Origin of the sequence: Paramixta manurensis (assembly GCF_013285385.1) — a bacterium.
In the GTDB taxonomy this organism is placed as follows: Bacteria; Pseudomonadota; Gammaproteobacteria; order Enterobacterales; family Enterobacteriaceae; genus Paramixta; species Paramixta manurensis.
Genome location: NZ_CP054212.1, coordinates 2,560,011 through 2,573,185 on the forward strand (window position 1 = coordinate 2,560,011; position 13,175 = coordinate 2,573,185).

The window sequence follows — 13,175 nt, forward strand, 5'->3', positions numbered from 1 at the left end:
CGCCTTTGCTTTTCCTGCGGAATAATTATTTCAGATACTGGCCGCTACGCAGCGCTTCAATACGCTTATCCAATGGCGGGTGAGACATAAACAATTCGCTCAGCGATTTGGATTTACCGTTGATGCAAAGCGCCATCATGCTACTGGCTTCCTGCGGCTCGTAGCTGGTTTTTAGACGCTGTAGCGCGGCAATCATCTTCTCGCGCCCCACCAACTTGGCGGAACCGGCATCGGCATAAAACTCACGATGACGTGAGAACCACATGGTAATGATGCTGGCCAAAATACCAAACACCAATTCCAGCACCGTCGCCACCGCAAAATAGACCAGCGGATTACCATTGCTGCTCTCGCCATCATCACGATCACCGGACAGGAAGCCGGAAGCAAGCTGCGCGATAATGCGAGAAACAAAAATCACAAAGGTGTTCACCACGCCCTGAATCAGCGTCATGGTCACCATATCGCCATTCGCGATATGGCTAATTTCATGCGCCAGTACCGCTTCGGCCTCATCGCGATTCATATTTTGCAGTAACCCGGTCGACACCGCGACCAGCGACGCGTTGCGTCGGGCGCCGGTGGCAAACGCATTAATATCCGGCGCGTGGTACACCGCCACCTGCGGCATCGCGATACCCGCCTGCTGAGCCTGATGCCCCACGGTCTGCATCAACCAGCGTTCGGTTTCATTGCGCGGCTGCTCAATCACTTCGCCGCCAACCGAACGCAACGCCATCCACTTTGACATCAGCAGTGAAACAAACGCACCGCCAAAGCCAAACAGACCTGCCATAATCATCAGGCCCTGCACGCTGCTTGACTGGATTCCTGTCAGACTGAGTATCAGCCCAAAAACCAACATTACGCCCAAGTTGGTTAGCAGGAAAAGAGCAATACGCATCATAAACTTTAATCTTCCTCGGTTAACAAAGCGCTTATGCGCGGATCTACATCCTAGGGTCATTGGCGAGCTTTTCAAGCGACCTTAACGTTTAAGTGTCTAAAAAGACATAACTTTACATTTTGTCGTATCTGTCACGCGGTGCAGAATTGCAGGAGGAAAAACCGTGAATCAGGGCAGTTAAACAGCCCGGCGGGGAAAAAAACAGGCACCGCTTACGCAGTGCCTGGTGGGGTTATTTGCTGGCGGCAGGTTTCTCTGCCGGCTGGGCTTTCTCTTGCTGGGCCAAATCGTTAGCAATTTGTACCGTTTCATCCAGATACGGATCGGGTTCCTTGTAATCCTTCGGCAAATCATCCAGCGACGCGAGCGGTTTTTTACCTTCCGCTTTATAACGCGCATTAATGCGCTCCAGACGCAGTGCATCCTCCTCGTGATTCTCTTTCTCGCGCTGGGCAAGATTGAGCGACACGATATTGCGTTTATCCTTCATTGCATCAAAACGCTGAATGTCTTTAATGATGTACTGGAACTCAGGATCGTTGGCGATACGCGCCTGGTGATCCTTGGTCAACTGCGGCACTAACGGTTTCACATCACCGGTTTTAACATAGCTCGCGGCATTGATGCTATCCCACGGCAAGGCGTTATCCTCAAACTTCTCGCCGGTTTCCACCGCTTCAACCCCGGTCGGCATCAGAATTTCAGGCGTTACGCCTTTACGCTGCGTACTGCCGCCGTTGATACGGTAGAACTTCTGGATAGTGTATTGCACCGATCCCAACGCAGGCCAGTCAGGACGCAGCATTTGATCGTAAATACGGTTTAGCGAGCGGTACTGCTGCACGGTACCTTTACCAAAGGTCGGTTCGCCAACAATCAACGCACGTCCATAATCTTGCATTGCCGCAGCGAAAATTTCTGACGCCGAAGCGCTAAAGCGATCTACCAGCACCACTAACGGGCCTTTGTAGTAGACAATGCCGTCATTATCGCTATCTTCACGCACGCGACCATTATTATCACGTACCTGAACCACCGGCCCGCTCGGGATAAACAGACCAGAGAGCGATACTGCCTCGGTCAACGCCCCGCCGCCGTTGGTGCGCAAGTCAATCACGATGCTGTCGACATTTTGCTTCTGCAGTTTCTGCAACTGTACTTTTACATCGTCGGTAAGACCGACATAGAAGCCTGGGATATCCAGCACACCGACTTTTTGTTTACCGACATTATGCACCGACATTTTTACCGCCCGATCTTCGAGACGGATTTTTTCACGCGTCAGCGTCACAACACGGGTTTTGGTACCTTTACCGGCTGGTAAAATTTCCAGGCGAACCTTGCTGCCTTTCGGCCCTTTAATTTTCGCCACCACATCATCAAGCCGCCAACCGATCACATCCTCCATCGGTTTGCCCGGCTGACCTACGCCAACAATCCGATCGCCAACGTTGATGGTTTTACTTTTCGCCGCAGGCCCGCCGGCGACCATTGAATTAATGACGGTATAATCATCATCCATTTGCAACACCGCACCGATCCCTTCCAGCGAAAGGCTCATTTCGGTATTAAACTGCTCGGTATTACGCGGCGACAAATAGTTGGTATGCGGGTCGATTTCATGGGCGAAGGCATTCATCGCCAACTGGAAAACGTCTTCACTGTTGCTTTGCGCTAAGCGGCGGATAGCAAAGTTATAACGTTTGGACAGAATATCGCGAATTTCGCTCTCTGACTTACCGGTCAATTTCAGACTCAGTTCGTCATATTTTACTTTGGCATCCCACAGCGCGTTTAATTCAGCCGTACTCTTCGGCCACGGCGCTTTACTCCGATCAATATCAATAGTGTCGTTACCATTGAAATTCATCGGCTTACTCAACACCGACAGCGCATATTGATAACGCTCAAAACGGCGTTTCTGCGCTAAATTGTACAGATCATAGAAAACCGGCAATTGGCCGCTGCGCAGCTCATCGCCCAGCGTGGTTTTCTTATCGGCGTATTGTGCTACATCCGACGCTAACAGCACGTTATGGCTGTAATCCAGCATATTCAGGTAACGATCGAAGATTTTAGCTGAAAAATCTTTATCCAGATCGAACTGACGATAATGGGAGCGAGTGAAGCGAGAAGTGACGCGTTCGCTTACCGTAGCGTGCTGAGGTTCCTGATGTAACTGGGGAATTTGGTCTGCGCGGGTAATATTTTCCGCAGCGAATGCATGGCCTGCTAACAGCAGGCCCGCAATCATCGTCATTCTAAAAATATTGTTCATGCCCTGGTTGGCCTCCGTTTCAGAACTGCAAGTGTTCTGCGCGCACAATCATTGCCAGGCCGGAAGCGAGCTGTACCCGGACACCATCTTTTGAGATTTCCAGAATAGTGGCATCCATCGCACTTTTGCCTGCTTTCACTTTAATGCTCTGGCCCACTTGCAAAGCTGCGGTATCGGTCACCGGTATAGCACGCGGTTGACGCGATTCAGAAGCGCTGCCGTCTTGAGCCGGTCGTGAGGCTTTCGGCCGAACTTTACGCGGCGCTTCGCCTTCGGCGACAGGTTTACGTGGTGTGGGTTTACGCGGACGACGCGGCGCACTCTTCTCATCACCCTCACCGGCTTCGCGCTTTTTCGCCTGCTGCTGCTGGCGCTGTGCCTGAACACGTGCTTTAGCTTCTTCAAGCTGCTTACGCGCGTGTTCGACGTGCTGCTCATCCAGTTCGCCGCAGGCATTACCATCCAGATCAACACGAGTCGCGCCCGCTTTGATGCCGTACAGGTAACGCCAGCTTGACGTATACAGACGTAATGCCGAGCGCAGTTGAGTTTTACTCAAACTCATTTCACCCTGAACGCGATCGACGAGATCCTGAAAGATACCGATTTTGAGCGGACGTGCTTCACCCTCGGCGCTAAAGCAGTGAGGAAAACGCTCGGCCAAAAAGGCGATGACTTCTTTACTGCTATTCAACTTAGGTTGATTTTCCATGAAATTTCCTGATTACAACGGAATTGCCAACAAGCCACAGGCATGAACAGGCGACATTATAATGAGCCCATCGGCAATTGCTACGTGATCCAGCGCTTTAGCGACGGTTGATGTGAAGAAATTTTTGCACATCACTCCCCGCCAGCACCTCACAAAGCCCGTCAGTAAGGGTTTTCAGGCCAATTTCGTCCTCGTTATCGAAACGCTTATACGTTGTACTATCAATATCGAGAACGCCGATAATTTCACCATTAACCTTCAGCGGCAGCACAATTTCTGCATTACTGGCAGCATCACAGGCGATATGGCCGGGGAACGCGTGCACATCATCAACCCGTTGAACCTTATCTTCGGCGAAGGCGGTGCCACATACGCCTTTTCCAACCGGAATACGAACACAGGCGATTTTCCCCTGAAACGGGCCAAGCACCAGGGTATTCGCTTCAGTAAGCAGATAGAACCCCACCCAGTTAACGCCTTCCAAACGTTCAAACAGTAACGCACTACAGTTCCCCATTACTGCCAGAAAACTGGTCTCACCAGAAATCAACGCCTGCAAATCGCGATTCAAATCGTGATAAAATTCTTGTTTGTTCATTTAATAACCATTGTCAAACTGTACGCGGCGTTTTTTACCGCCCGTTAAAATAAGCATTAAATATCCGCAACCACAAGGTGAATCATTCGGTTAGTTAATATAACCTTAGACTTATCTTGATCGGATAGCAGAGCCAATGTGTTACCTGCGGTTGGCAACGCATCGTTTAACCTGTCCCGGAACCGGAGCGTTCTCCAGGACTTCCCGGCGTAAAGTAACCAGGCCAATACTGCATCTTATGAAAATACATGCTATCCGCCATGCTCTGCCTCAGGAACGTTATCAGCGTTGTCCGCAATGCGATACCCTTTTTTCCTTACCGAATGTGAAATCTCATCAATCCGCCTGGTGCCCACGCTGTAACGCTAAAATTCTCAATGGGCGCGACTGGTCCATGACACGTTTAGCCGCGATGGCCGTCACCATGTTGCTACTATTGCCATTTGCGTTAAGCGAACCGCTGGTTGATATCCGCTTACTCGGCACCCGCATCAGCGCCACCTTATTAGAGGGCGTATTGCAAATGGCACAGCAAGGTAACGCGCTCACCGCTGCTATGGTCGCGTTCTGTACCATCGGCGCGCCGGTTACGCTGATTGTGGCGATTATTTATCTGTTTTTTGGCGAGCGATTAGGCATGAATCTGCGGCCGGTGTTACTGATGCTGGACCGCCTTAAAGAGTGGGTAATGCTCGACATCTATTTGGTGGGCGTGGCGGTTGCTTCGATTAAGGTCAAGGATTATGCCGACATTAATGTCGGCTACGGATTGGTGGCGTTTATCGCGCTGACTTTGCTGAGTTTACTGACCTTAATACATCTGAATATCGAGCAACTGTGGCAACGCTTTTATCCACAGCCAGAGCATTATGTCGACCATCAAAAACTGCAGGTGTGTCTCAACTGCCACCACAGTGGGTTGCCTGACGATCGCGGGCGCTGCCCGCGTTGCCACACCCCACTCACCTTTCGACGCCGCCACAGCCTGCAAAAAACCTGGGCGGCATTAATTGCCTCGGTAGTACTGCTTATTCCGGCGAATCTGTTGCCTATTTCAATTATTTATTTGAATGGCTCACGACAGGAAGACACCATTTTCTCCGGCATTCTCTCGCTGGCATCCGGTAATATCCCGGTGGCAGCGGTGGTGTTTATCGCCAGTATTCTGGTGCCCTTTACTAAGGTGCTGGTACTGATCACTCTGCTATTTAGTATTCATTTTAATTGTGAGCAGGGTCTGAAAACGCGTATCCGCTTGCTGCGCGTGGTGACATGGGTTGGCCGTTGGTCAATGCTGGATCTCTTCGTGATTTCGTTAACTATGTCGCTAGTCAATCGCGACCAATTATTGGCTTTTACCATGGGGCCGGCCGCCTTCTATTTTGGCGCGGCGGTCATTCTTACTATCCTCTCCGTTGAGTGGCTGGATAGCCGTCTAATTTGGGATGCACATGCAACAGGAAACGCCGACTACACCGACTAGGGCGCGGGTTACCAATAAGCGCAAAATTTCGCCCTTCTGGCTGTTGCCGCTGATTGCGCTGCTGATTGCAGGCTGGCTGCTGTGGACCAATTATCAAGAGCGCGGAACAACCGTGACGATTGATTTTGTCTCGGCGGACGGTATTGTTCCCGGAAGAACGCCAGTGCGTTACCAGGGTGTTGAAGTCGGCACCGTGGAAGGCATTAGCATGACCGATGATCTGCGCACCATTAAAATTAAAGCCAGTATAAAAAGCGATATGCGCGATGCGCTGCGTGAAGATACTCAGTTTTGGCTGGTGACACCAAAAGCCTCACTGGCCGGTGTTTCGGGTCTTGATGCACTGGTAGGCGGTAACTATATCGGCATGATGCCCGGTAAAGGCCAACCGCGCGATCACTTCGTCGCGTTAGATACGCAACCTAAATACCGTGTTAATACCGGCGAAATGCTCATTCATCTGCATGCGCCGGATTTGGGGGCGCTAAATAGCGGCTCGCTGGTCTACTACCGCAAGATCCCGGTGGGACGCGTTTACGACTACAGCATTAACTCCGGCAATCAGGGCGTAACGATTGATGTCTTAATCGAGCGGCGTTTCACCAATCTGGTGAAAAAAGACTCACGGTTTTGGAACGTTTCCGGCGTGAAAGCGGATGTCGGTTTTAGCGGGGCGAAAGTTCAGTTAGAAAGCCTGGCGGCGTTGGTCAATGGCGCGATTGCGTTTGACTCGCCAAACCAGTCGCAACAAGCCGCTTCCGAGGCCAGTTACCCTCTCTATCCGGATCTCGCCCATAGCCAACGAGGTGTGATTATCCATCTCGATTTGCCGAACGGACAAAACCTCAAAGAGGGCAGAACGCCATTAATGTATCAAGGGCTGGAGGTTGGCACGCTAACTAAAATGACCCTCCAGAGCGGCGGCAAAGTCAGCGGCGAATTGACTATCGATCCGTCCGTAGTCGGTTTGATGCGTACCGGTACGCGCATTGAGATGCGTAGCCCGAAAATTAGCCTGACGAACAGTAACCTCAGTTCATTACTGACCGGAGACACGCTGGAGCTCATCCCCGGTGAAGGCGAGCCGCAAGAGAATTTTGTGGTGCGGCAAAGTAATGAAGCGCTGCTACAGCACCCCAATGTGCTGACCGTAATGCTAAGCGCGCCGGAGACCTTTGGGATCGATGCCGGCCAACCGATTGTGATGCGCGGGATGCAGATCGGGCAAATTGTGCGCCGCACGTTGGGTGAAAAAGAAGTTCGTTTCGAAGCAGCAATTGCGCCGGAATATCGGCAGTTAGTGCATGCGGATAGCAAGTTTATTATTAATAGCCGTCTCGACGTTAAATTTGGTTTGGAAGGCATGCAGGTGCTGGGCGCCAGCGCGCGTGAATGGGTGGATGGCGGCGTGCGTTTGCAACCCGGATCGACCGGCGCGCCGCTGCAGCACTACCCATTGTATGCCGATGCGGAAAAAGCAGAAGAAGGGATTACCACCGATCGTGCGCCCACCACGCTTACCCTTACCGCACGCAGTCTGCCAGATATTCAGGCCGGTTCCGTGGTGTTGTATCGTAAATTCCAGGTGGGTGAAATTGTTGATGTTACGCCGCGCGCGAATGAGTTTGACGTCTCAGTGCACATCAAACCTGAATATCGCAAGCTGTTAACGCCGAATAGCGTGTTCTGGGCCGAGGGCGGCGCAAAAGTGCAACTTAATGGCAACGGGCTAACGGTGCAGGCATCGCCACTTAACCGTGCGCTGAAAGGCGCGATCAGTTTTGACAACCTGGCCGGTGCCGTGCCCGGCGAAAAACGTGTGTTGTATGATTCCGAAACCACTGCGCGCGCGGTGGGCAGCCAAATTACGCTGCACACTTTTGACGCCAGCAAACTGGCCGCCGGGATGCCGGTACGCTATTTAGGGATTAACGTTGGTCAGGTTGAGTCGCTAGCGCTCAGCCCGGACAATAATCAGGTGATTGCCAAAGCGGTACTCTACCCGGAATATGTGCAAAGCTTCGCCCGTCAGGGCAGCCGTTTCTCGGTCGTTTCCCCGGAAATTTCCGCTACCGGCGTTAATCATCTGGAAACGTTGCTCCAGCCCTATATCAATGTCGATCCCGGTAAGGGCCGCACAATGCGTGATTTTGAGTTACAAGAAACCACCATTACCGACTCTCGCTATCTAAATGGGCTGAATATCGTGGTGGATACGCCGGAAGCCGGTTCGCTTTCAATTGGCACGCCCGTGCTGTTCCGCGGCGTGGAAGTCGGCACCGTTACCGGCACCTCGCTGGGACGGATGGCAGACCGCGTGCATGTCCAATTGCGTATTAGTAAAAAATATCAGTATCTGGTGCGCAATAATTCGGTGTTCTGGCTGGCCTCTGGCTATAACCTCGATTTTGGGCTGATCGGCGGCGTGGTGAAAACCGGCACCTTCCAGCAATTTATTCGCGGCGGCATTCAGTTTGCCACGCCGCCAACCGTCCCGTTGGCGCCGCAGGCTGCGGTGGATAAACACTTCCTATTACTGGATGAAGAGCCGAAAGAGTGGCGGAAATGGGGCACCGCGATCCCTCGCCCTTAATCGTTACCTTCCACGGGTGGCCTTCTGCCGCCCGTGTTTTTTCTGCTACAGACAGGCTGTGATAAACTCTCTGTTTAATTAATAGTTATGGAATCTGGTAGTGGCTCACTCTTCCCCCGTTTATTTTCCGCAAGCCTTTCTTGACCTGATGCGCGCAATGTTGCCCGATGAAAATAGCTTTGATCGCTTTATCGCCATTAGCCAACAACCGTTACGCCGCAGCCTGCGCGTCAATACGCTAAAAATCAGCGTGGCGGATTTTTTGCAGTTAGTCGCGCCGTACAACTGGAAACTAACGCCGATTCCGTGGTGCGAGGAAGGGTTTTGGATTTCACGCGAAGAGAGCGATGAAAGCTTACCGCTCGGCAGCGTGGCGGAACATCTCAGTGGGTTGTTTTATATTCAGGAAGCCAGCTCTATGCTGCCGGTACGTGCGCTGTTTGATGCACAACCCTCGCCTCAGCGGGTTATGGATGTCGCCGCAGCGCCAGGCTCAAAAACGACGCAAATGGCGGCGAAAATGGATAACCAGGGCGCAATTCTCGCCAATGAGTATTCCGCCAGCCGCGTCAAAGTGCTGCACGCCAACCTCAGCCGTTGCGGAGTGAGCAATACGGCGCTAACCCATTTTGATGGCCGAGTGTTTGGCGCGGCCTTACCGGAAACATTCGATGCGATTCTGTTGGATGCGCCCTGTTCCGGTGAAGGTGTCATTCGTAAAGATCCGGAGGCATTACGCAACTGGTCGCTGGAAAGTAATGACGAGATAGCCGCCACGCAACGCGATTTACTTGAGAGCGCCTTCCACGCCCTCAAGCCGGGCGGCACGCTGATTTACTCCACCTGCACTCTAAACACGCAAGAAAATCAGCAGGTCGTCAACGGGTTATTAGCCCGCTACCCCGATGCGGTGGCACTGCATCCGCTGCACGATCTTTTTCCCGGCGCGGAGCACGCGGTGACAGCCGAAGGTTTTTTACACGTTTTCCCACAGTTGTTTGATAGTGAAGGTTTCTTTGTTGCGCGTCTGCGTAAACTCGCCAGCATCCCGCCTTTGCCGCAACCGAATTATAAAGTTGGCAAACTGCCGTTCACCCCACTTAGTGCAAAGTTGACACAAGAGGTTACACAAGCGGCGGCGCGTGTCGGGCTTGCCTGGGACCAGGCCTTAACGCTGTGGCAACGGGATAAAGAACTGTGGTTATTTCCCTCCGCTATAACACCGCTGCTCGGTAAAGTGCGCTTTTCACGCATTGGCGTGAAGCTGGCAGAAACCTTTCCGAAAGGTTTTCGCTGGCAGCACGAAGCGGTTATCGCGCTGGCGCGTCCCGATGTACATAACAGTTTTGCGTTAACCGAGTCAGAAGCCGAGGAGTGGTATCGCGGGCGAGATATCTACCCACAAAGCGAGATACCACGCGATGAAGTGATTGTTACCTGGCAAGATCAGCCGCTTGGGTTGGCGAAAAAAGTGAATACGCGTCTCAAAAACAGTTACCCACGCGAGTTAGTGCGTGATGGTAAATTATTCCGCGCCGGATAGCTTGCCAGCAGCCTGCTACTGGATCTGCTCCAGCGTCAGGCTGTTGCCAAACACCGCGCCGGTATCAATATAGTGCTGATTAAAGGCGTGCAGCACTTTTTGTAACGGAGTATGTCCAAAATAGAAAGCATCGGCACCGCTAATCGATTCACCTTCCCCGCTCTGTAGCCGGTCGATACGCTCCCGGCTCCACACCACCTGCTGTACATCAATCTCCTGCCCCCAGGCGTAATGCGCGGCAGGATAATCAGCATGGGCGACCACCACCGTTCTATCTTCCAAGTGGATATGCAATATGAGCGGCATTTGGTGACAACGTAACAGAGCATGCTTCGCGGTAACCAGCTCGACACCGCGTAAACGGTAAAACCACTCGCCACCGTTGAGTTCCCACAGCATGCGATCCCCGGAGTTTAACGCATTGAGCGCCATCTCCTCATGGTTACCGCGAACGCAACGGAACCAAGGTTCATCGATTAGAGCCAGGCAGGCCAGACTTTCCGGACCACGATCGATTAAATCTCCCACCGCCACAATCAAATCCTGTTGCGGATCAAAATGACGTGCAACCAGTTGCTCATCTAACAGATAGCGGCAGCCGTGCAGGTCACCGACAATATAGATATGCCGCCAATTTTCGCCATTAAGATATTGATACACCATCATACAATCCTGTACAGCAAGGCTATTAATATTGATGTGCTGTTTAAACACCGAGGGGTAAAGTATAGCAGTTGAGGTTTCGGACGACGGGAGGAGAGAATGAGCAGCCGCAAACAATTTATTTTTACGTTAGTGCTTCTGTTCTCAGGCAGCTTGTTACTGTTGGAGATTTTGGCCCGGGTAGTGCATCTGGTTATTGTCGGGTGAGTAAAGGCGGGTTAGCCTCCACTCTTCCGCAATAAATGTCAGGCTTATCGCCACGCAGCGCGCTATTTACTCCCTCTTTCACTTAGCTGCCGATGCGGCCATGAAAAAAGTAAATTAAACCGCCGGTGGGTTAAAAACACCGCGGCAATTGTCGGTATCAAAATACCAGCGCTTACACCCAGCGAGAGATGTAGCCACCAGTCGCTACTGTGCAAGATTTTACTGAGGAAAATACGCATTCCGCTACCGGCCAAGATATGCATCAGATAGATCATCATGCTAAGTTCTCCGAGGCGCTGTAATAGCGTAATATTTAGGGTGGCTAAATAGGCCGATAGACAAATTATAAACATAATCGACATTGTCGCCAGTATCACATTTTCAATACCAGCAACCATATATGTCTTTCCATGAACGCTGTGAAATAAATATTGCAAGCCAATAAACAAGATTGAAATACCGCAAAGCATTGCGCCATTTATAAACCTGTTGAGGTAGTTATCTATCCGTTGAAACCCAATACCCAGCATGAAGAAAAAAGTATATTTTGCCACATAGCCAACCTGCAATAAATCGGTTAACCGGTCATTATAGAGGTTTAATGCCAGGGTTATAACCAGTAACATAGGTAGGTATTTATTGAAGATTGCTTTTTGGTAACATAAAGCGACAACAAAAAAGACCATAAATAAAGCATAAAGAAACCAAAACTGAGCGCGTGGTTGCGATAATAATGATAAGACCTCGCCGATTTCTGTTTTACTATTGGTGTAATGTGAAAGCAGAACCTCAATACCCCCTTGTAATAAAGACCAGATAACATATGGATAGATCAGCGTACTGACTTTATTGAGCAGGAACCCCGGTTTACCGCGTCGCTCGATCGACTGAATAAAAAATAACCCGGAAAGAAAAAAGAATAATGGCATGTGGAAAGTATAAATAACGCTGTCCATTAGCTGATATATCCGGTCGGAAAGATAGATTCCTGAACTGTACAACCCCCGATTTACATGCCCTAAAACGACAAGGATAATCCCTATCCCTTTTGCATAGTCAACCCATGACCTTCGCATATTTCACTTGTAGTTATTTTAAACACGTTAAAAAAACATAGTCCTCCAGACGATTATGCATCTCAATAAAATGGATTATTTTTTCAGAAAAAACTTACCTCAGAGAAAAAGGTTGCCATGCTATTAAAAAAAAGGTGTACGCTTAAGTTGTGGATATACCTGATATTTATACAGTCTGTATAAATTACCACCACGCTAAAATTATTAACACACGTTATGATATAAGTCTTGTCTCTGTAAGGAATGACACGCTGAAATATCCATACTATAAGGGAATTTGTATGCCAGCATTACTGTTACCTTGCACTCTCTATCAAACGCAGCACAGATTTAACGATTACTCAACCGATGACATGCAGTATGGCGATCTGACAGAAAAGCAACTCCGGACAGATTGTGACCTTGACGACGTATCAGATGTGGTTAACCCCTGGACCGGCGAAGAGGTGTCGCTGTTTAGTGCCTTCAATAAATCCAGACCTAAGACCAAACAGGAGATGGCTCGCCTGCTTTTCAACGAGTTTCTGCGGCTGTCGATGCCTGCATACTATTTCGGGCAGCGACAATTATTTATTGACCTCGTAAAACATTTCTATAACGGACGAGGAAATCCTTTTTCTAGCCCTTTCCTTGATAGTGCCTACAAAGAGAAAATAATAGGTGATACTTCGGAACAGAATAGTTCATTACTAGCAATTAAAGCTACTCTTTATGATGGAATTGACTGGGAATTAGGCACATTTTCTCAATCTCAGGACAATAACTTCCTCAAAAATATTAGTGGGACAGCTTTGCCAAAGTTTCGGCGCTGGATAGATTACGTTAACGGGCTAGGAATGTCAGTGCATGATGTTTATGCCACATGAATAGAGCTAACAAGCCTTGAAATAAGCAAGGATAAATTCACTGCCACCATAAAATATACCGGGCAAGATCATTTTGAACTTGATAAAGAAGACATTATGAATAGAAAGTTTCACTATATAAGAGCTTTCCGGATATGGTTTGTACTTCAACACTGGCAATCTTTTGGATTTAAGCCTTTTTTTACTAATATGAGTGCAACCATAACGATTACAGGAGTACGTAGAAAATGAAGCACTATAAGATCCTGA

9 protein-coding genes and 1 pseudogene are annotated in these 13,175 nt (G+C 50.0%); 4 read left to right on the top strand and 6 right to left on the bottom strand.

Features of this window, described 5'->3' with window-relative positions; all coding sequences use genetic code 11:
* Nucleotides 1-25: 25 nt before the first annotated feature.
* The 4 genes from htpX to PMPD1_RS12385 form a co-directional block, all read right to left on the bottom strand.
* Nucleotides 26-907 (bottom strand): protease HtpX, encoded by an 882-nt coding sequence (gene htpX / locus PMPD1_RS12370; protein WP_173634328.1) that lies wholly within the window; start codon nucleotides 905-907, stop codon nucleotides 26-28.
* Between the two features lie 232 nt (nucleotides 908-1,139).
* Nucleotides 1,140-3,185: a carboxy terminal-processing peptidase gene (gene prc / locus PMPD1_RS12375; protein WP_173634329.1), complete on the bottom strand. Its 2,046-nt coding sequence runs from the start codon at nucleotides 3,183-3,185 to the stop codon at nucleotides 1,140-1,142.
* A gap of 19 nt (nucleotides 3,186-3,204) precedes the next feature.
* Entirely contained in the window at nucleotides 3,205-3,897 is a 693-nt protein-coding gene (gene proQ, locus PMPD1_RS12380; RefSeq protein ID WP_173634330.1) for an RNA chaperone ProQ, read from the bottom strand.
* Between the two features lie 97 nt (nucleotides 3,898-3,994).
* On the bottom strand, nucleotides 3,995-4,495 hold the full coding sequence (locus tag PMPD1_RS12385; protein WP_173634331.1) for a GAF domain-containing protein: 501 nt from the start codon (nucleotides 4,493-4,495) through the stop codon (nucleotides 3,995-3,997).
* Nucleotides 4,496-4,733: 238 nt separating this feature from the next.
* On the opposite strand from PMPD1_RS12385, the gene yebS reads away from it, so the two are divergent.
* The 3 genes from yebS (at nucleotide 4,734) to rsmF (ending at nucleotide 10,114) form a co-directional block, all read left to right on the top strand.
* Complete coding sequence (gene yebS, locus PMPD1_RS12390) at nucleotides 4,734-5,978, top strand: membrane integrity lipid transport subunit YebS (RefSeq protein WP_173634332.1); 1,245 nt, start codon at nucleotides 4,734-4,736, stop codon at nucleotides 5,976-5,978.
* Complete coding sequence (locus PMPD1_RS12395) at nucleotides 5,947-8,571, top strand: PqiB family protein (protein ID WP_173634333.1); 2,625 nt, start codon at nucleotides 5,947-5,949, stop codon at nucleotides 8,569-8,571. The genes yebS and PMPD1_RS12395 overlap by 32 nt, the downstream gene beginning before the upstream one ends.
* Nucleotides 8,572-8,671: 100 nt before the next feature.
* Nucleotides 8,672-10,114, top strand: a complete 1,443-nt coding sequence (gene rsmF / locus PMPD1_RS12400; RefSeq protein ID WP_173634334.1) for a 16S rRNA (cytosine(1407)-C(5))-methyltransferase RsmF — start codon at nucleotides 8,672-8,674, stop codon at nucleotides 10,112-10,114.
* 15 nt (nucleotides 10,115-10,129) lie between these two features.
* Here the strand turns inward: rsmF and PMPD1_RS12405 are convergent, their stop codons facing one another.
* A complete protein-coding gene (locus tag PMPD1_RS12405) occupies nucleotides 10,130-10,777 on the bottom strand; it encodes a metallophosphoesterase (protein ID WP_173636209.1) in 648 nt (215 codons plus the stop codon).
* A 269-nt stretch (nucleotides 10,778-11,046) separates the two neighbouring features.
* Nucleotides 11,047-12,060 (bottom strand): acyltransferase family protein, encoded by a 1,014-nt coding sequence (locus tag PMPD1_RS12410; protein ID WP_173634335.1) that lies wholly within the window; start codon nucleotides 12,058-12,060, stop codon nucleotides 11,047-11,049.
* Nucleotides 12,061-12,341: 281 nt separating this feature from the next.
* On the opposite strand from PMPD1_RS12410, the pseudogene PMPD1_RS12415 reads away from it, so the two are divergent.
* Nucleotides 12,342-13,157 (top strand): annotated as a pseudogene (locus tag PMPD1_RS12415) (DUF3289 family protein).
* The last annotated feature ends 18 nt before the right edge of the window (nucleotides 13,158-13,175 follow it).

Bases quoted from the DNA above. Each gene is read 5' to 3' on its own strand.
- PMPD1_RS12405 (WP_173636209.1), bottom strand. From the start codon at position 10,777: ATGGTGTATCAATATCTTAATGGCGAAAATTGGCGGCATATCTATATT.
- PMPD1_RS12410 (WP_173634335.1), bottom strand. From the start codon at position 12,060: ATGCGAAGGTCATGGGTTGACTATGCAAAAGGGATAGGGATTATCCTT.
- PMPD1_RS12385 (WP_173634331.1), bottom strand. From the start codon at position 4,495: ATGAACAAACAAGAATTTTATCACGATTTGAATCGCGATTTGCAGGCG.
- proQ (WP_173634330.1), bottom strand. From the start codon at position 3,897: ATGGAAAATCAACCTAAGTTGAATAGCAGTAAAGAAGTCATCGCCTTT.
- PMPD1_RS12395 (WP_173634333.1), top strand. From the start codon at position 5,947: ATGCAACAGGAAACGCCGACTACACCGACTAGGGCGCGGGTTACCAAT.
- yebS (WP_173634332.1), top strand. From the start codon at position 4,734: ATGAAAATACATGCTATCCGCCATGCTCTGCCTCAGGAACGTTATCAG.
- htpX (WP_173634328.1), bottom strand. From the start codon at position 907: ATGATGCGTATTGCTCTTTTCCTGCTAACCAACTTGGGCGTAATGTTG.
- prc (WP_173634329.1), bottom strand. From the start codon at position 3,185: ATGAACAATATTTTTAGAATGACGATGATTGCGGGCCTGCTGTTAGCA.